The following is an 18,841-nucleotide window of genomic DNA, read 5'->3' on the forward strand; positions in this document are numbered from 1 at the left end:
GGTTCAATGGACTGGCTCCACGCGATTTTCGCGAAGTCACCCGAAACGGCGCTGTTTCTGTCGCTCGCGGCGGGCTATCTGATCGGCCAGATCAACTTCGGCAAGTTTCAGCTAGGCGGCGTCGGCGGCTCGCTCATCGCCGCGGTCGTCGTGAGCCAGGTCGGCGTGCAGATCGACAACGGCGTGAAGTCCGTGATGTTCGCCGTGTTCATCTATGCAGTCGGCTACGACTCGGGGCCGCAGTTCTTCAACTCGCTGAACCGGCAGACCTTGCGCGAAATCGCGATGGCCGTTTTTCTCGCCGTGACGGCGCTCGTCACGGTGATCGTCTGCGCGAAGCTGTTCGGCCTCAACAAAGGGCTCGCGGCGGGGCTGGCGGGCGGCGCGCTCACGCAGTCCGCGATCATCGGCACGGCGGGCGACGCCATCGCGCGGCTCGGCTTGCCCGCCGCCGAAACGAAGGCGCTGCAGGGCGACGTGGCGATTGCCTACGCGGTGACGTACGTGTTCGGCTCGCTGGGCGCCATCATCGTGTGCGTGAACATCCTGCCGAAATTCATGGGGCAGAGCCTGAAGGACGCGTCGATCGAGGCGGAGAAGTCGCTTGCGGGCGACGCCGGTCCCGCGCCGGGGCAAGTTTCTGCGTTGCCGCCGCTCGTCGGGCGCGCGTATCGCGTGACGGCGGCAGGCGCGGCGGGACGCACGGTCGCGCAGATCGAGATGGCGGAGCAGGATCTGATCACCGTCGAGCGCGTGCGGCGCGCGGGCCACGCGCTGGAACCGCGCCCGGACGCGACGCTCGAAGCGGGCGATATCGTGCTCGTCGTCGGGCGACGCGAGGCGATGGCCGGCGCGGCGTCGCACATCGGCGAGGAAGTCGCGGACAGCGACGGCATCAGCGTCGTGATGCAAAAGCGCCAGGGCGTGTTCGCGCGGCGCGGCATGAATCACACGACGATCGCCGCCGTGCGCGCGACGGTAGACCGCGAGATGCGCCATGGCGTCTATCTGCAGGCGATTTTGCGCGCCGGCATGCCGCTGCCCGTGCTGCCGGAAACGCGGCTCGAACATGGCGACGTGCTCACGTTCTACGGCTCGCCGCAGGACACGAAGCGCGCCGTCGACGCAGCCGGCTACGAACTGCCGTACAGCAACAAGACCGATTTCATCTATATGGGCGTGGGCATCGTGATCGGGCTGTTGCTCGGGCTCGTCGTCGTGCGCGTGGGCGGCATTCCGATCACGCTCGGCTCGGGCGGCGGCTGCCTGCTCGCGGGCCTCGTCTTCGGCTGGATGCGCGGCAAGCATCCGATGTACGGCGTCATGCCGCCTGCCGCGTCGCAGTTGCTGAAGGACTTCGGCCTTGCGGCGTTCGTTGCGGTGGTCGGGCTGAACTCGGGCTTGCAGGCCGTCGTCACGGTGAAGCAGAGCGGCCTCACGATCTTCCTGCTCGGCGTGTTCGTCACGCTGTTTCCGCTGCTCTTGACGATGCTCTTTGGCCGCTACGTGCTGCGCTACGACAACGCAGCGGTGTTCGCGGGCGCGCTGTCCGGTTCGCGCAGCGCGAACCCGGCGTTCGGCGGCGTGCTCGACAAGGCGGAAAGCCCGGTGCCGACGGCCGCCTTCGCGGTGACGTATGCGCTCGCGAACGTGCTGTTGACGCTGCTCGGGCCGCTCGTCGTCGGGCTGGTGTAGGGGCTGGTGTAGCGGTTGGTGTAGCGGCTCGGGCGTGCTCCTTGCGCCATCATCGGCGGGCGAACAAGGAGGCATTTCATGGCGAATACCTTACCCGTCGTCACGCTGCCCGACGGCGAAGCGATCCCGAAACTCGGTCAGGGCACATGGGAAATGGGCGAGCGCCCGAACGCGCGCAAGGCGGAGATCGCGGCGCTGCGTGAAGGCGTCGAACTGGGGATGACGCTCATCGACACCGCCGAGATGTACGGCGACGGCGAGAGCGAGAAGCTCATCGCCGAGGCGCTATCGGACGTGCGCGACGACGTGTTTATCGTGAGCAAGGTGTATCCGCATAACGGCAGCGAGCGCGGCGTGCAAGCGGCGTGTGAGCGGAGCCTCAAGCGGCTGAAGACCGATCGCATCGATCTGTACTTGCTGCACTGGCGCGGCGGCGAAGACTTGCAGGGCGTGGTTGCGGGCTTCGAGAAGCTGCGGCGCGACGGCAAGATTCGTCATTGGGGCGTGAGTAATTTCGACATCGACGACATGGAGGAGCTTTTCTCGCTCGATGGCGGCGATGCCTGCGCGACGGATCAGATTCTCTACAACGTCGCGCGACGCGGGCCGGAGTTCGACTTGCTGCCGTGGCTGCGCGAACGCCGGCTGCCCGCGATGGCGTACAGCCCGGTCGATCATGCGCGGCTGCCGCGCGGCGGCGTGCTGGAGAAGGTCGCGGCGGCGCGCGGCGTGTCGGCGTTTCAGGTGGCGCTTGCATGGGTGCTGCAACAGCCCGAGGTGTTCGCGATTCCGAAGGCCGCGGATGTCGCGCACGTGCGGGAGAATCGCGCGGCGGCGGATTTGCGGTTGTCGGCGGAGGAGTTGGCGCAGATCGATGCTGAGTTCAGGCCGCCCACGAGAAAGAGGGGGTTGGAGATGCTTTAGTGGCGATATCGCCGTTGCTGAAGAACAGCAGCGAGCAGAATAGTCTGTCATCCCGACTATTGCTCGCTGGCTGCGATGAGGCGTGAAAAGCCTTTCTGGCTCAGCGGGCCGTCCAGCAGCGCCCGCTAACCGCCCCTAATCACGAACACGCATGATGCGCATGCACCGACCCGAGCACCGCCACTTCGGCCGGCGTTCGCCTGAGATCCGCCTCGCTGACCTGCTTCGCGTCGGAAAGAAAATCATCGACGATCGACGACACCGTCGTATCCGTCAAACACAGCGACACGCGCCGCGTTTCGTTCGCCGGCATGGAAGCGCGTTGCGACAAGAACAGCACGCCCTACTGGTACCCGCGCACGATGCCCCGCACCGCGCCGACGCATTGTCCCTGCGCGGCGTTGTCGCCTTTCTGGCCGCACTGCTGCGCGAGCGACCACGCGGAAAAGCTCGGATCCGATGCGCCGGGCGTCGGCGCGGTTTGCGCGTGAGCGGCCGTGGCTGCGCAAAGCGCGAGAGAAGCGGCGAGCGAGAGAGCGCGTTTCATCGTGGGTATCCTCTTGTATGAACGGTGTACCGTTGAGAGGCGAAGCGGCGCGCTTTGGTTCCGGCGACCGTTTGCTTCAGGTCACGTTTTCGCGCGATCGCAGCGCTCGCAGTTCGGCGACCGGAATATGGCAATGGATGACGTGGCCATTTCCGGCATCGCGGCTGGGCGGCGTCTCGCGCTCGCAAATCTCGCCGACCTTGCGCGGACAGCGCGTGTGAAACACACAGCCCGACGGCGGATTCGCCGCGCTCGGCAATTCGCCGGACAGCCGGATGCGCTGATGCGCCGCGTGCGCGTCGTCGAGCGATGGCGCCGACGACAGCAACGCTTCCGTGTACGGATGCTGCGGGCCGTCGAACACATCGGCGGCGCGGCCGATTTCCATGATGCGCCCGAGATACAGCACGGCGATGCGGTCCGACAGATAGCGCACCACATGCAGATCGTGCGAGATGAACACATAGCTCACGCGCCGCTCGCGCTGCAAGTCGGCGAGCAGATTCAAAATCGCGGCCTGCACCGAGACATCGAGCGCGGAAGTCGGCTCGTCGCAGACGACCACGCGCGGATCGCCCGCGAAGGCGCGCGCAATCGCGACGCGCTGCTTGAGTCCGCCCGACAGTTGCCGCGTGCGCGAGCCGAGATAACGCTCGGGCAGCCGCACCGCCTCGGTCAGCGTATGCAACCGCCGCTCTTTCGCTTCGCCATGCAGCGCGCCGAGCTTCGCGAGCGACCGCGCAATGAGCCTGCGCACCGAATGCGCGCGGTTCAGCGCCGAATCGGGATTCTGGAACACGATCTGTAGCGACTTGACCTGCTCGCCGCTGCGCCGCGTGACGCGCTCGGCGAGGCGCTGGCCGTCGAGTTCGAGCGTCGCGCCTTCATCCGGCGAGACGAGGCCGAGCAGCAATTTCGCGAGCGTCGTCTTGCCGCTGCCCGACTCGCCAACGAGCCCGAGCGTTTCGCCCTGCGCGAGATCGAGCGAGACATCGTGGACGGCGCGCACGTCTTCATCGCCGACACGAAAGGTCTTCGACACGTGACGGGCCGACAGCGCGAGCGGTGCGTCCTCGCGCGGCGGCGCGGGCGGCGGCGTTTCGTCGGTCGAGCGGGGCAACAGGTGCGCGCGCTCGTGATAATGACAGCGCGACATCTGGTCGCCGTGAAGCGATGCCACGCGATACGGCGGCGGCGCTTCCTTCACGCAGCGTTCATCGGCCATCTTGCAGCGCGGCGCGAAAATGCAGCCTTGCGCAACCGTCCCCGGCAGCGGCAGCGAGCCGGGAATCGTATCGAGCCGGCCGGTGTCCTTCGTGCGCGTGCTCGTCGGCAGGCAGCGCAAGAGGCCGACTGTGTACGGATGACGCGGCTTCGCGAAGACGTCGGCGGTCGCGCCTTCTTCCACGAGCCGCCCCGCGTACAGCACGCCGACGCGGTCGCACATGCGCCCGATCACCGCGAGGTTGTGGCTGATGAAGAGCACCGCCGTGCCGAGTTCCGCGCGCAACTGGGCGATCAGGTCGAGCACTTCTGCTTCGACGGTGGCATCGAGCCCGGTCGTCGGTTCGTCGAGAATCAGCAGTTCGGGATTGCACGCGAGCGCCATCGCGATCACGACGCGCTGCTGCATGCCGCCCGACAATTGATGCGGATAACTCTCCATCACCCGCTCCGGCGACGCAATGCGCACGCGGCGCAGCATCTCGACGGTGCGGGCGAGCGCGTCGTCGGCGGAGGCGCCCGCCGCTTCGAATGCTTCGGACACCTGACGCGCGATCGTCAGCGATGGATTGAGCGCGCGGCCCGGGTCCTGATAGACCATCGACACGGCGTTGGCGCGCAGCACGCGAAGCGCTTCGGCGGGCAGCGACGCCACGTCGTGTCCGCCGACCGTGATGCGGCCCGCCTTCACGCGGCCGTTGCGCGGCAGATAGCGCAGGATCGCGAGCGCGGCCGTCGATTTGCCGCAGCCCGATTCACCGACGAGCCCGTACGCCTCGCCGCGCCGCACGCGCAGCGTCACGTCTTGCAGGACATCGCGGTCGTGCCAGCGCGTGCGATACGCGACCGTCAGGCCGACGACCGTCAGCGCGTCCGTCTCGCTGCCTTTGGCCGCGCCGAACGCGGGGAAGGCCGATGGCGGCGGTCCGTTCATCGGTCGAGCACTCCTTGCACGGCATCCGCGACGAGATTCACGGCGACGACGAGCGATGCAATCGCCGCCGCGTCGAACACGACCGTCCACCACGCGCCGCCCGCCATCAGCGTGTAACTTTCTGAGAGCGCCAGGCCCCAATCGGCAGAAGGCGGCTGAATGCCGAAGCCGAGAAACGACAGCGTCGCGACCGCGAAGATCGCGTAGCCGAGGCGCACCGTCGCTTCCACGATGATCGGCGGGAGCACGTTCGGCAGAATCTCCGCGAACATGATGTAGAACGCGTTCTCGCCGCGCAGTTGCGCCGCGAGCACATAGTCGAGATGCCGCTCGCCGAGCACGGCCGCGCGGACCGTGCGCGCGGTGATCGGCGCGAAGGTGAGGCCGATGACCAGAATCACCGTCGTGTTGCTCGCGCCGACCGCGGCGAGCGCGAGCAGCGCCACGATCACGAGCGGCAACGCGAGCAGCGCGTCGATCGCGCGGCCGACCACGGCGTCCACCCAGCCGCCGAAATAGCCGACCACGAGCCCGAGCGCCGTGCCCGCCGCCGTGCCGAGCAGCGTCGCTAAAGGCGCAATGGTGAGAATGTCGCGCGAGCCGACGATCACGCGGGCGAACACGTCGCGGCCGAGTTGGTCCGTGCCGAACCAGTGTTCCGCGGAAGGCGCGGTGAGCGAGTTCAACGGATCGGAGGCATACGGGTCTTGCGGCGTGAGCCAGTGCCCGAACAGCGCGCACGCAACCCAGAAGAGCAGGATCAGCACGCCGACGTCGAACGTGGCCGAACGCGCCAGCGCGCCGAGGGCGTCGAACCGCTTCGGTTTGACGGCAGCGACCGTGCTCATCGCGCGCCTCCGGTGCGAAGGCGCGGATTGAGCACGACATAGAGCGCATCCGCGATCAGATTCGCCGCCGTGTAGATCACGCCGATGGTCAGCACGCCGGCTTCGAGCATCGGAAAGTCCTTCGCTTTCGCGGCGTTGTAGATGAGCGAGCCGATGCCCTGATAGTGAAACAGCGTCTCCACGACGACGAGCCCGCCGATCATGTAGCCGAGCTGCGTTGCGGCGACCGTGACCGTCGGCAGAAGCGCATTGCGCAGCACGTGCCGCATGATCACGACGCGGCGCGGCAAGCCCTTGAGAATCGCGGTGCGCGTGTAGTCGGCGTCGAGCGCCTCGACCGTGCCTGCGCGCGCCATCCGCGCGATATAGCCGAAGAACACGAAGACGAGCGGCAGCACCGGCAGAATCAGATGCTTCAGTTGCACGAGCGCGCTCGCGTTGGCCGGCGCGCTCGCCTCGATCGGCAGCCATTGCAGCCACACGCCGAAAATCAGAATCAGCACGATGGACGACACGAACTCCGGCACGACCGTCGCCGTAAGTCCGCCGATGCTGATGAACCGGTCGATCCAGCGCCCCGCGTGCAGCGCTGCGTACACGCCGCCCGCGATGCCGAGCGGCACCACGACCACGAACGCGAGCGCGCCGAGCTTCGCCGAATTCCACAGCGCTCCGCCGATGAACGGCGCAACCGGCGCGCGAAACGCGTAGGACTCGCCCATGTCGCCGCGCAGAAAATGCGTGATCCAGCCGGTGTATTGCGTGAGAAGCGGCCGGTCCACGCCCAGTTGATGATTGAGCGCCGCGACGGCGCGCGCATCGGCGAGCGGGCCGAGAATGGCGCGGCCCACGTCGCCGGGCAAGAGCTGTCCGCCCGCGAACACGATCATCGACAGAAGCCACAGCGTGACGAGCGCGAGCAGCACGCGCACGCCGACGAAGCGCAGCACGCGCCGCGCCTTCGCCGTGCCGTTGCGCTTGCCGCCGATTCCCGCCGGTGACGTGATCGTGCTCAAGCGGCCACCGTCGCGCGGTCGAACCACATCTGCGAAATGGCGTTGAAGCGCACGCCCGACACGTTCGCGCGCGTGACGATCAACTGGTCGTAGAAGTACGGGATCACGACGGGCGTTTCGTCGAGCAGAAGGCGCTGAATCTGGCCGGAGAGCTTCTTCTGCGAGGCGACGTCGAGCGCCGCGACGAACTGCGCGACGAGTTTGTCGTAGTCCGCGTTCTTGAAGTGCGCCGCGTTCCACGTGCCGCTGCTCGTGAGCGGCGCATTGAGAAACACGTTCGGCACGCCGCGATGTCCGTAGTCCGTGATGCCAAGCGGCGAATCCAGCCAGTCCGACTTGCCGAACGTGCCCGAGCCGTAATACAGATCCTGGCTCTCCACCTTCAGCGCGATGCGAATGCCGATTGCCTTCGCCGCGTTCTGCACGACCACGGCAAGATCGGGAATCTCCATGTACTTCTCGGTCGTGAGCGTGATGTCGAAGCCGTTGGCCACGCCCGCTTCGCTCATCAGTTGCTTCGCTTTCGCGATGTCGAGATGCCGCTGCGGCACGGTGAGATCGCTCGACGGGAAGACCGGCGCGAACGGGCTGTCGTTGCCGACCACCGCGCGCCCGCGAAACAGGCCCTTCACGATGACTTCGCGATTGATCGCGAGCGCGAGCGCCTGACGCACGCGCTTGTCCTTGAACGCGCCCATGTCGCAGCGCATGTGGATCTGCCGATGCGAGCTCGACTTCGCGCCCAGCACCTTGAACTGCGGGTTCGACAGCATCGAGACGCCGCCCTGCACGGTGAAGTCGCCCATCACGTCGGCCTGGCGTCCTTGCATCGCGAGGAGTTGCGCCTGCTGGTCGGCGTAGAACGAGAACTGCACTCGGTCGGGCAGCGACTTGTCGCCCCAGTAGTCCGGATTGCGCACGAACGACGCGCCGACCTTCGGCGTGTACTTCTCCAGCTTCAGCGCGCCCGTTCCCATGAACGACTTCTCGTACGGGCCGCTGAAGTTCGCGGGCAGAATCACCGCGTTGTAGTTGTCGGAGGAAACGTAGTACGGGAAATTGCCGTTCGGCGCGTCGAGATGGAACTCGACGGTGTGGTCGTCGACCGCTTTCGCCGAATCCTTCGACAGCACGCCCTTCAGCACCGAGAGCGCCGCCGAGCCCGCGCCCGGATCGGCCAGACGGTTGAAGGTCGCCGCGACGTCCTTCGCGGTCATCGGCTGGCCGTCGTGGAACTTGACGTTCGGGCGCAGCTTGAACGTCCAGACATCGCCCGTTGCGTTCGACGACCACGAGAGCGCGAGGGCAGGGCGCAGCGTGAGCGTCTCGCTGTCGTCGTCGATCAGGAATTCGCCCGTCTGGTTGATGAGCACGAGACCGGCCGCATCGGTGACGGTCAGCGGATCGACCGCGCCCGCTGGCGTCATGTGCGCGACGCGGATCGTGCCGCCGGGCTTGCCCGCGCCCTGCGCGCGCGCCGTCGGCATGCCGAAGAGCCCGCCCGCGGTCAGCGCGAAGCCGAGCACGCTCGCGTGCCGCAGCAGTTCGCGCCGCGTGAGGCGGCCGGCCATGAACTCGTCGATCGCGTGATTGCCCAGCTCGCCCGCGTTGCCGCGCGCAAGCTCCAGGTGATGCGCGTCCGTCGATGCTTTCTTCATCGGTGATCGTTTCCTGTCGTGTTGTCGTTGTTCGGCGCGCTTCGCCGATGTGACGCGAACTCAGCGCGACTCGGCATGGAAGCAAGTAACGCGCCGCTTGATTGCGCGGCGCCTCAATGCTTGTGCGGATGCTTGTGGATTGGATCGACCCAGAAGACTTCTTCCGGCGTTTCGACCGCGTCGATGTTCAGATTCACGACGACCGCTTCGTTGTCGCTGCGCACGAGCACGCATTCGAGCGGCTCGTCTGTGCTCGCGTTGATTTCCTGATGCGGCACGTACGGCGGCACGAAGATGAAATCGCCCGGACCGGCCTCCGCCGTGAATTCGAGGTGCTCGCCCCAGCGCATGCGCGCCTGGCCGCGCACGATGTAGATCACGCTTTCGAGCGCGCCATGATGGTGCGCGCCGGTCTTCGCGTTCGGATGAATGGTGACCGTTCCCGCCCAGATCTTCTGCGCGCCGACGCGCGCGGCGTCGATGGCGGCCGCGCGGTTCATGCCCGGCGTCTGCGGCGTGTTGGTGTCGAGCTGATCGCCCTTGATGACCTTGACGCCGTTCTCGCGCCAATCGATATGATGTGCGTCGCTCATGGTGCCTCTGGTCTCTCGGATAGACAAAGTCCGTTGCCGCCGACACCGCGCGAGCAACGGACTTCCGATATTACACGGCGAAGCGCCTCAACCGGGCGGCGATCATTTCCCCTTCGAGTTGATGATCGCTTCCGACACGTTGGTCGGCGTCTCGGCATAGTGCTTGAACTCCATCGTGTAGGTCGCGCGGCCTTGCGTCAGGGAGCGCAGCGACGTCGAGTAGCCGAACATCTCGGCAAGCGGCACCTCGGCGCGCACGATCTTGCCGCCGCCGCCCGCGATGTCTTCCATGCCCTGCACGATGCCGCGCCGGCTCGACAAGTCGCCCATCACGTTGCCCATGAATTCCTCGGGCGTTTCCACTTCGACGGCCATCGTCGGTTCGAGCAGCACGGGCTTCGCGCGGCGCATCGCTTCCTTGAAGGCCATCGAGCCAGCCATGCGGAACGCGTTTTCGTTCGAGTCGACATCGTGATACGAGCCGAAGGTCAGCGTCACCTTCGTGTCGACGACCGGATAGCCCGCTAGCACGCCCGACTTGAGCGACTCCTGAATGCCCTTGTCCACCGCCGGAATGTACTCGCGCGGGATCACGCCGCCCTTGATGGCGTCGACGAACTCGTAGCCCTTGCCCGGGTCCGGTTCCAGCGTGATGACGGCGTGCCCGTACTGGCCGCGCCCGCCCGACTGCTTGACGAACTTGCCTTCGACATCCGTCACCTTGTTTCGCACGGTCTCGCGATACGCGACCTGCGGCTTGCCGACCGTCGCCTCCACGCCGAACTCGCGCTTCATGCGGTCGACGAGAATTTCGAGGTGCAGCTCGCCCATGCCGGAGATGATCGTCTGCCCGGATTCCTCGTCGGTCGTGACGCGGAACGACGGGTCTTCCTGCGCGAGTCGATTGAGCGCGATGCCCATCTTCTCCTGGTCGGCTTTCGTCTTCGGCTCGACGGCCTGCGAGATCACCGGCTCCGGGAAGATCATCCGTTCGAGGATGATGATGTTGCCGGGATCGCACAGCGTGTCGCCGGTCGTGGCTTCCTTCAGGCCGACCGCCGCCGCGATATCGCCCGCGCGCACTTCCTTGATTTCCTTGCGTTCGTTCGCGTGCATCTGAAGGATGCGCCCGAGCCGCTCTTTCTTTTCCTTCACCGGGTTGTAGACCGTATCGCCCGAATTCACGACGCCCGAATACACGCGGAAGAAGATCAGCTGGCCGACGAACGGGTCGGTCATGATCTTGAACGCGAGCGCGGAGAACGGCTCGTCGTCGCTCGGGTGGCGCTCCGCTTCCTGGTCGTCTTCGGTGTGGCCGAGAATCGCGGGCACATCCACCGGCGAGGGCAGGTAGTCGATCACCGCGTCGAGCATCGCCTGCACGCCCTTGTTCTTGAACGCGCTGCCGCAGAGCATCGGCACGATTTCGTTCGCGATGGTGCGCTTTCTCAGCGCCGTCTTGATCTCTTCCTCGGTCAGGCTTTCGTGGTCTTCGAGATACTTTTCGAGCAGTTCTTCGCTCGATTCAGCCGCGGCCTCGACCATCTTTTCGCGCCATTCATGCGCGACGTCCTTGAGATTGTCGGGAATGTCTTCGTACGTGAACTTGATGCCCTGGCTCTCGTCGTCCCAGACGATCGCCTTCATCTTCACGAGATCCACGACGCCCTGGAAGTGCTCTTCCGCGCCGATCGGAATCTGGATCGGCACCGCGACGCCTTTCAGACGCTCGCCGATCTGCCGCTGCACGCGGAAAAAGTCCGCGCCGACGCGATCCATCTTGTTGACGAACGCGATGCGCGGCACCTTGTACTTGTTCGCCTGACGCCACACGGTTTCGGACTGCGGCTGGACGCCGCCGACCGAGTCGTAGACCATGCAGGCGCCGTCGAGCACGCGCATGGAACGCTCGACTTCGATGGTGAAGTCGACGTGTCCCGGCGTATCGATGATGTTGATGCGATGTTCCGGATAATTGCCGGCCATGCCTTTCCAGAAGGCGGTCGTCGCGGCGGACGTGATCGTGATGCCGCGTTCCTGCTCCTGCTCCATCCAGTCCATCGTCGCCGCGCCGTCGTGCACTTCGCCGATCTTGTGCGTCACGCCGGTGTAGAAAAGGATGCGTTCGGTAGTGGTCGTTTTGCCGGCATCGATGTGGGCGCTAATACCGATATTGCGATAGCGCTCGATGGGAGTCTTGCGGGGCACGTGAACCTCCTGTGTGGTGTGTCGACCGCAGTTAGGGCTTCAGCCCTTACTGCGGTCCCATGCAAAGCTGTCGACCGCAGTTAGGGCTTGAGCCCTTACTGCGGTCCCATGCAAAGCTGTGGGCCGCAGTCAGGGTTTCAACCTCTACTGCCGTCCCATGCAATCTTTTTAGGATAGCGCGTAGACCAGCTTCTTGCAGGAATCTTGCCAGCCCTGCCGAACGTTGCGACGAACGGTTCGGATTGTCCCGCCGCGCCCCCGCGAGGGCGAAAAAAAACGGCGCGTCAGGCGACACGCCGTTTCTATCGTTCTGCCAGACTTACGCTTACTGCGCGCCCGGCAAACCCTTGATTTTCATGCCGGGCTTGATTCCCTTCGCCGTAAACCAGCCCTTGCTCATCTCCAGCGCGTACACGCCGTTGTTGCGCGGACAATGGTTATTCGTGGTCTCGGCATCCATTTCGTCGATGTCGGTGATCGTGCCGTCCGCGCGAATGAACGCGATCGACAGCGGGATCAGCGTGTTCTTCATCCAGAAGCAATGCACGGCGTTCTCGTCGAAGACGAAGAGCATGCCTTCGTTCGCGGCGAGCTGCGTGCGATACATGAGACCCTGCTCGCGATCGGCGTCGTTGGCGGCCACGGCGGCGTCGATCACGAACATGCCGGCGGTGAGCTTCGCGCGCGGAAACTCCGACGGCTGCTTCGCGCCGGGCGGCATCGTCTGGGCGTGCGCGAGCGAAAGCGCGGCGAACGGCAGCAGAATCGCGATGACGAGCGTGCGAAGTCGTCGAATGACAGTCGCGCGGCGAATCGATTCAGCAAACGGAAATGGCACGCGCAACGCGCGCAGAGAAAGCAACAGCGAATTCACACGATGCTCCTTGAATATCGGTCGTCCGCGCTAAGAAAGAAACAGCAGCCCCGCGCATGTTACTTGAAGCGCGACGCGAATGTAAAAAGCGCGGGCGAAGGCGGCGAATGTAGCTCACGGCGCAAATACGAAACGATGCAAAGGCCGGATGCAAAACAAAAGGGCAGATTGCCATTCGGCGATCTGCCCTTTAACGCCGTGAAGACGGCGGTAATGCTCGTTTTTAGCTTCGCTATACCGCGTCTTACAACGAACTTACTGAGCTGCGGAAGCAGCTTCCGGTGCCGAAGCGGCAGCCTTGTGCGACTTCTTGTGCGAATGCTTCTTGTGCGAATGCTTCTTCGCAGCCTTGTGAGCCGGTGCCGATGCCGTTGCCGACGCAGCAGCCGGAGCAGCCGCTTCCGGAGCCGAAGCTTGTGCGAATGCAGCCGTTGCGAACAGGCCAGCGACGAGAGCAGCGATCAGTTTGTTCATTTGTGAATCCTCAGCTTGAGTTAATTAACCAAACGACCCGGTCATTGAGTCATGTCGGTAAACGAGCCATCCACCTTTCGGTTGACAGTCGTATCGGCAAAAACTCGATACGGCTGTGAACGCTTGTTCCTTTCAAAAAGCCTGGAGCACACAGGTTAATCGAAAGGGTGTTTCGTTCATGCCGGATAGCTTTGTGCGGCATCTGTGGCCCTTAACGCGTCGCCGAAAGAGTCGGTTGACGCGATTTCGCAGCGATTCACTGCTCAGATGCAAAAAATCTTCGCGGGTAGGTACGCGGCTAATCCGCGCGTTTCACACAAGCGCCTGGCGCGATAGGTGAATCCGATTCAACGCCCGCTCTTCCACGGAGATTGCGCCGGCACTTCGACGCTTTCGCCGGGCGCAAGTCGCAGCGAAAACACGTCGAGCGCGCCGATCGACACGCGCACGAGCCGCAGCGTCGGAAAGCCGACGGCTGCCGTCATGCGCCGGACCTGGCGGTTCTTCCCTTCGGTGATGGCGAGCTCGATCCACGTCGTCGGGATGGCAGCGCGATAACGGATCGGCGGATTGCGCGGCCACAGCTGTTCGGCGTCGTGCTCCGCGACGAAGGCCGCCTTGCATGGCCGCGTCACGTAATCGCCGAGATCGACGCCTTTCGCGAGACGCGCGAGCGTATCGTCGCCGGGCGCGCCTTCGACCTGCGCCCAATAGCGCTTGACGAGCTTGTGGCGCGGCTCCGCGATGCGCGCCTGCAACCCGCCGTCGTCGGTGAGCAGGAGAAGGCCCTCGCTGTCCGCATCGAGCCGGCCCGCCGGATAGACGCCCGGCAGCGTCACGAAGTCGCCGAGCGACGCGCGCGTTTCGTGCGCGGAGAACTGGCAGATCGTGCCGAACGGTTTATTCAAAGCGATGAGCGGCATCGGCAGACGAGCGGAACAGGTGGCAGGCGTGCGCGCCGCGCGGCAGGGCGCCGGGGCGTGAATGCGGCATCTTAATGCATAATGGACCGCGATCCGTTTCTCTCATTGCCACGCCGGGCGAGGGGGCTTGCCGCCCGCCCGCCGTGGCTAGAATGAAAGCGCTGGCGCAGCGAGCGTCCGCGCAACCAATCTTCAAGTCCGGCCTTCATTGGAGTCGACCATGTCGTATCAGCACATCCAGGTTCCGGCGGGCGGTGAAAAAATCACCGTCAACGCGGATTTCTCGCTCAACGTTCCGGATCAGCCGATCATTCCGTACATCGAGGGCGACGGCACGGGCGTCGATATCACGCCGGTCATGCTCAAGGTGGTGGATGCGGCGGTCGAGAAGGCCTACGGCGGCAAGCGCAAGATTCAGTGGATGGAAATTTTCGCCGGCGAGAAGGCGACGCGCGTCTACGGTCCGGACGTCTGGCTGCCGGACGAAACGCTCGATGTCGTGAAGGAATACGTCGTTTCGATCAAGGGGCCGCTCACGACGCCCGTCGGCGGCGGCATCCGTTCGCTGAATGTTGCGCTTCGGCAGCAACTCGACCTCTATGTCTGCCTGCGCCCGGTGCGCTACTTCAAGGGCGTGCCGTCGCCGCTACGCGAGCCGGACAAGGTCGACATGGTGATCTTCCGCGAGAACTCGGAAGATATCTACGCGGGCATCGAATGGCCGGCCGAATCGGCGGAAGCGAAGAAGGTGATCGCGTTCCTGCGCGATGAAATGGGCGTGAAGAAGATCCGCTTCCCGGAATCGTCGGGGCTCGGCATCAAGCCGGTGTCGCGCGAAGGCACGGAGCGGCTCGTGCGCAAGGCGATTCAATATGCGATCGACAACAACCGGCGCTCGGTCACGCTCGTGCACAAGGGCAACATCATGAAGTTCACCGAAGGCGCGTTCCGCGACTACGGTTACGCGCTCGCGCAGAAGGAGTTCAACGCCGAGCTGATCGACGGCGGCCCGTGGATGAAGGTGAAGAACCCGAAGACGGGCGCGGACGTCGTCGTGAAAGACGTGATCGCCGATGCGTTCCTTCAGCAGATCCTGCTGCGTCCGGCCGAATACGACGTGATCGCCACGCTCAACCTGAACGGCGATTACATCTCGGATGCGCTCGCGGCGCAGGTCGGCGGCATCGGCATTGCGCCGGGCGCGAACATGTCGGACTCCGTTGCAATGTTCGAGGCCACGCACGGCACGGCGCCCAAGTACGCCGGTAAGGATTACGTGAACCCGGGCTCGGAAATTCTGTCCGCCGAAATGATGCTGCGCCATCTCGGCTGGACAGAGGCGGCGGATCGCATCATCGCGTCGATGGAGCAGTCGATTCTTTCGAAGCGCGTCACGTACGACTTCGCGCGGCTGATGGAAGGCGCGACGCAGGTGTCGTGCTCGGGATTCGGCGAGGTGATGATCGAGAACATGTGACGTCGCGCTGGCGGCGCGCATTCTACGGTCGAGCAAGCATAAAAAAACCCGGCGCGAAGCCGGGTTTTACGGGCTCATGGCACCCGAACGGTCAGGCTGCGTCCTGGATGTTCGATGCCTGCTTGCCCTTCGGCCCCTGGACGATCTCGAAAGTGACCTTTTGGCCTTCCTTGAGCGTCTTGAAACCGTTCATCTGAATCGCCGAGAAATGTGCGAACAGATCCTCGCCGCCTTCGTCGGGCGTGATGAATCCGTAGCCTTTCGCGTCATTGAACCACTTGACCGTACCAGTAGACATTCGTACTTCCCCTCTAACTCTCGTCGCAACCAGAGCACGCTCGAAAAGCTCGACGGCCCACCCCACAGCGAACCGCCCCCTCCTCACTGCTCCCCTCGGCCTTTTTTGCCCGATGCCCCCGGAAAAAAGTGCCAGTTTGATTGTTAAATCTCTTAAATCGAGTGTCAAGGAATTTTTGGGATGGCCGATAAGCTCGTTGCAAAGTCCACATTCGTAGGGTAATTCCTGCTTTCGCATGTGCGCCGCCGTCCAAGCAAGGCATCTTGAAAAGTCGCATAATCGTCTCACTTGTGTGATACGCCGGCAGCGCGCCACCGTCGTGCAGTTCGTTTTTTTTGAAGCTGTGCGATACTGGATTCGACGAGGTGCAAGCGGGCCGCGCCGAAGGTTGGGCGCCGGCAGGATTCGATGGACGGTCGCTGCGCGACGCGTGTTTTCCAGCCATACCATAGGGCCGTGCGGCCAGTGCTGGAGCGGCAATTGCGAAGGCGTCCGTGTTGTTTAGAATGGGTGTATGGCGATAAATCCCAACAAGCAGGATGGCACGGTACTCGAGCGGCAGGAGCAGAAGCTCAAAAAGCCGGCGATGTACAAGGTGGTGCTGCTGAATGACGACTTCACGCCGATGGAATTCGTCGTGATGATCGTGCAGGAATACTTCAATAAAGATCGTGAGACTGCGACGCAGATCATGCTGAAGGTTCATCGCGAGGGCAGGGGAGTTTGTGGGGTCTATACGCGGGATATTGCGTCGACCAAAGTTGAGCAAGTCGTTAGCCATGCACGGCAAGCGGGGCATCCGCTGCAGTGCGTGATGGAGGAAGCATGATTGCCCAGGAACTGGAAGTCAGTCTGCACATGGCGTTTATGGAAGCACGTCAGGCGCGGCACGAGTTCATAACGGTCGAGCATCTTTTACTGGCCTTGTTGGACAATCCGACCGCGGCTGAAGTGCTGCGCGCCTGCGCAGCAAATATCGAGGATTTGCGTCAGAACCTGCGCAATTTCATTCATGACAACACGCCGACCGTGCCCGGCACGGACGACGTCGATACCCAGCCGACGCTTGGTTTCCAGCGCGTGATTCAGCGCGCGATCATGCATGTGCAATCGACTTCGAACGGCAAGAAGGAAGTGACGGGCGCGAACGTGCTCGTCGCGATCTTCGGCGAGAAGGACTCGCACGCGGTCTACTACCTGCAGCAGCAGGGCGTGACGCGTCTGGATGTCGTGAATTTCATTTCGCACGGCATCGCGAAGACGAACAGCGGCGACGCCGCGAAGGCGAACAGCGAAGCGAATCCGGAATCGGAAGACGCCGCCGCGCAGAAGGAAACGCCGCTCGCGCAGTTCACGCAGAACCTGAACCAGCAGGCGAAGGACGGCAAGATTGATCCTTTGATCGGCCGCGAGCTGGAAGTCGAGCGCGTGGTGCAGGTGCTCTGCCGCCGCCGCAAGAACAATCCGCTGCTCGTGGGCGAAGCGGGCGTCGGCAAGACGGCCATCGCCGAAGGTCTCGCCTGGCGCATCACGCGCGGCGAAGTGCCGGACATCCTCGCGGATGCGCAGGTCTACTCGCTCGACATGGGCGCGTTGCTCGCGGGCACGAAGTATCGCGGCGATTTCGAGCAGCGTCTCAAGACGGTGCTGAAGGAACTGAAGGAGCGTCCGCACGCCATTCTGTTCATCGACGAGATCCACACGCTGATCGGCGCGGGCGCGGCATCGGGCGGCACGCTCGACGCTTCGAACCTGCTGAAGCCGGCGTTGTCGTCGGGGCAGTTGAAGTGCATCGGCGCGACGACGTTCACGGAATATCGCGGCATCTTCGAGAAGGACGCGGCGCTGTCGCGGCGCTTCCAGAAGGTGGATGTCACCGAGCCTTCCGTCGAGCAGACGGTCGCGATTCTGCGCGGTCTCAAGTCGCGCTTCGAGGAACACCACGGCGTGAAGTATTCGTCGGGTGCGCTCTCGGCGGCGGCTGAACTGTCGGCGCGCTTCATCACGGACCGTCATCTGCCGGACAAGGCGATCGACGTGATCGACGAAGCGGGCGCGGCGCAACGCATTCTGCCGAAGTCGAAGCAGAAGAAGACCATCGGCAAGAGCGAGATCGAAGAGATCATTTCGAAGATCGCGCGCGTGCCGGCGCAAAGCGTGTCGCAGGACGACCGCAGCAAGCTGCAGACGCTGGACCGCGATCTGAAGGCCGTCGTGTTCGGTCAGGATCCGGCCATCGACGCGCTGTCGGCGTCGATCAAGATGGCGCGCGCGGGTCTCGGCAAGACGGACAAGCCGATCGGTGCGTTTCTGTTCTCCGGCCCCACGGGCGTCGGCAAGACGGAAGTGGCGAAGCAGCTCGCGTTCACGCTCGGCATCGAATTGCTGCGCTTCGACATGTCGGAATACATGGAGCGCCATGCGGTGAGCCGGCTGATCGGCGCACCGCCGGGTTACGTCGGTTTCGATCAGGGCGGTCTGCTGACCGAGGCCGTCACGAAGAAGCCGCATTGCGTGCTGCTGCTGGACGAAATCGAGAAGGCGCACCCGGACATCTACAACGTGCTCTTGCAGGTGATGGACCACGGCACGCTGACGGATAACAACGGGCGCAAGGCGGATTTCCGCAACGTCATCATCATCATGACGACGAACGCGGGCGCCGAGGCGATGGGCAAGGCGGTGATCGGCTTCACGTCGCGCCGTGAGTCGGGCGATGAAATGGCCGACATCAAGCGCATGTTCACGCCGGAGTTCCGCAACCGCCTGGATGCGATCATCAGCTTCCGCTCGCTGGACGAGGAAATCATCCTGCGCGTGGTCGACAAGTTCCTCATGCAACTGGAAGATCAGCTGCACGAGAAGAAGGTCGATGCGGTGTTCACGGATGCGCTGAGGAAGCACCTGGCGAAGCACGGTTTCGATCCGCTGATGGGCGCGCGTCCGATGCAGCGTCTGATTCAGGACACGATTCGCCGCGCGCTCGCCGACGAGTTGCTCTTCGGCAAGCTGCTCAACGGCGGCCGCGTGACCGTGGACGTCGATGCGGAAGACAAGGTGCAGCTGACGTTCGACGAGAACTCGGCGCCGCCGCGTAATCCGAATCCGGAAGCGATCGAAGTCGACTGATCGTGAGTTAGCCTCAAAG

At 64.0% G+C, this 18,841-nt stretch carries 15 protein-coding genes and 1 pseudogene; 5 read left to right on the plus strand and 11 right to left on the minus strand.

Annotated features, from left to right (window positions below):
- The first annotated feature begins 6 nt into the window (after positions 1-6).
- Both aspT and LDZ24_RS02640 read left to right on the plus strand, forming a co-directional pair.
- A complete protein-coding gene (aspT, locus tag LDZ24_RS02635; protein ID WP_248321407.1) occupies positions 7-1,695 on the plus strand; it encodes an aspartate-alanine antiporter in 1,689 nt (562 codons plus the stop codon).
- Positions 1,696-1,773: 78 nt separating this feature from the next.
- Entirely contained in the window at positions 1,774-2,619 is an 846-nt protein-coding gene (locus LDZ24_RS02640; protein ID WP_248321409.1) for an aldo/keto reductase, read from the plus strand.
- Positions 2,620-2,758: 139 nt separating this feature from the next.
- On the opposite strand, the pseudogene LDZ24_RS02645 reads toward LDZ24_RS02640, so the two are convergent.
- The 10 genes and pseudogenes from LDZ24_RS02645 to LDZ24_RS02690 all read right to left on the minus strand — a co-directional run bounded on the left by LDZ24_RS02645 (position 2,759) and on the right by LDZ24_RS02690 (position 13,918).
- Positions 2,759-3,166, minus strand: a pseudogene (locus LDZ24_RS02645) (hypothetical protein).
- Between the two features lie 76 nt (positions 3,167-3,242).
- The gene (locus tag LDZ24_RS02650) at positions 3,243-5,324 is read right to left on the minus strand and encodes an ABC transporter ATP-binding protein (RefSeq protein ID WP_248321411.1); all 2,082 of its coding nucleotides are present in this window, start codon (positions 5,322-5,324) and stop codon (positions 3,243-3,245) included.
- Positions 5,321-6,172 carry an ABC transporter permease gene (locus LDZ24_RS02655; RefSeq protein WP_248321413.1) on the minus strand — a complete coding sequence of 284 codons (852 nt, stop codon included), beginning with the start codon at positions 6,170-6,172 and terminating at the stop codon, positions 5,321-5,323. Before LDZ24_RS02655 ends, LDZ24_RS02650 begins: the two co-directional genes overlap by 4 nt.
- Positions 6,169-7,188: an ABC transporter permease gene (locus LDZ24_RS02660; protein WP_371747379.1), complete on the minus strand. Its 1,020-nt coding sequence runs from the start codon at positions 7,186-7,188 to the stop codon at positions 6,169-6,171. The genes LDZ24_RS02655 and LDZ24_RS02660 overlap by 4 nt, the downstream gene beginning before the upstream one ends.
- On the minus strand, positions 7,185-8,846 hold the full coding sequence (locus LDZ24_RS02665; RefSeq protein WP_248321415.1) for an ABC transporter substrate-binding protein: 1,662 nt from the start codon (positions 8,844-8,846) through the stop codon (positions 7,185-7,187). The genes LDZ24_RS02660 and LDZ24_RS02665 overlap by 4 nt, the downstream gene beginning before the upstream one ends.
- A 113-nt stretch (positions 8,847-8,959) precedes the next feature.
- Positions 8,960-9,439: a cupin domain-containing protein gene (locus LDZ24_RS02670; RefSeq protein ID WP_248321417.1), complete on the minus strand. Its 480-nt coding sequence runs from the start codon at positions 9,437-9,439 to the stop codon at positions 8,960-8,962.
- A gap of 102 nt (positions 9,440-9,541) precedes the next feature.
- Entirely contained in the window at positions 9,542-11,647 is a 2,106-nt protein-coding gene (gene fusA, locus LDZ24_RS02675) for an elongation factor G (RefSeq protein ID WP_248321419.1), read from the minus strand.
- 325 nt (positions 11,648-11,972) lie between these two features.
- Positions 11,973-12,443, minus strand: a complete 471-nt coding sequence (locus LDZ24_RS02680) for a DUF192 domain-containing protein (protein WP_371747403.1) — start codon at positions 12,441-12,443, stop codon at positions 11,973-11,975.
- A gap of 333 nt (positions 12,444-12,776) precedes the next feature.
- A complete protein-coding gene (locus tag LDZ24_RS02685) occupies positions 12,777-12,995 on the minus strand; it encodes a hypothetical protein (protein ID WP_248321421.1) in 219 nt (72 codons plus the stop codon).
- Between the two features lie 347 nt (positions 12,996-13,342).
- A complete protein-coding gene (locus LDZ24_RS02690) occupies positions 13,343-13,918 on the minus strand; it encodes a pseudouridine synthase (protein WP_248321422.1) in 576 nt (191 codons plus the stop codon).
- Positions 13,919-14,138: 220 nt separating this feature from the next.
- Here LDZ24_RS02690 and icd point away from each other — a divergent pair, with 220 nt between their 5' ends.
- Positions 14,139-15,395 carry an NADP-dependent isocitrate dehydrogenase gene (gene icd, locus LDZ24_RS02695; RefSeq protein ID WP_248321424.1) on the plus strand — a complete coding sequence of 419 codons (1,257 nt, stop codon included), beginning with the start codon at positions 14,139-14,141 and terminating at the stop codon, positions 15,393-15,395.
- A 91-nt stretch (positions 15,396-15,486) separates the two neighbouring features.
- On the opposite strand, the gene LDZ24_RS02700 is transcribed toward icd, so the two are convergent.
- Positions 15,487-15,693: a cold-shock protein gene (locus LDZ24_RS02700; RefSeq protein WP_175939638.1), complete on the minus strand. Its 207-nt coding sequence runs from the start codon at positions 15,691-15,693 to the stop codon at positions 15,487-15,489.
- 514 nt (positions 15,694-16,207) lie between these two features.
- Between LDZ24_RS02700 and clpS the strand changes: the two genes are divergently transcribed.
- Positions 16,208-16,522, plus strand: a complete 315-nt coding sequence (gene clpS / locus LDZ24_RS02705; protein ID WP_008351199.1) for an ATP-dependent Clp protease adapter ClpS — start codon at positions 16,208-16,210, stop codon at positions 16,520-16,522.
- The gene (gene clpA, locus LDZ24_RS02710; protein ID WP_175939639.1) at positions 16,519-18,822 is read left to right on the plus strand and encodes an ATP-dependent Clp protease ATP-binding subunit ClpA; all 2,304 of its coding nucleotides are present in this window, start codon (positions 16,519-16,521) and stop codon (positions 18,820-18,822) included. Before clpS ends, clpA begins: the two co-directional genes overlap by 4 nt.
- Positions 18,823-18,841: the final 19 nt, after the last annotated feature.

Origin of the sequence: Caballeronia sp. Sq4a, from assembly GCF_023170545.1 — a bacterium.
Classification (GTDB): Bacteria; Pseudomonadota; Gammaproteobacteria; order Burkholderiales; family Burkholderiaceae; genus Caballeronia.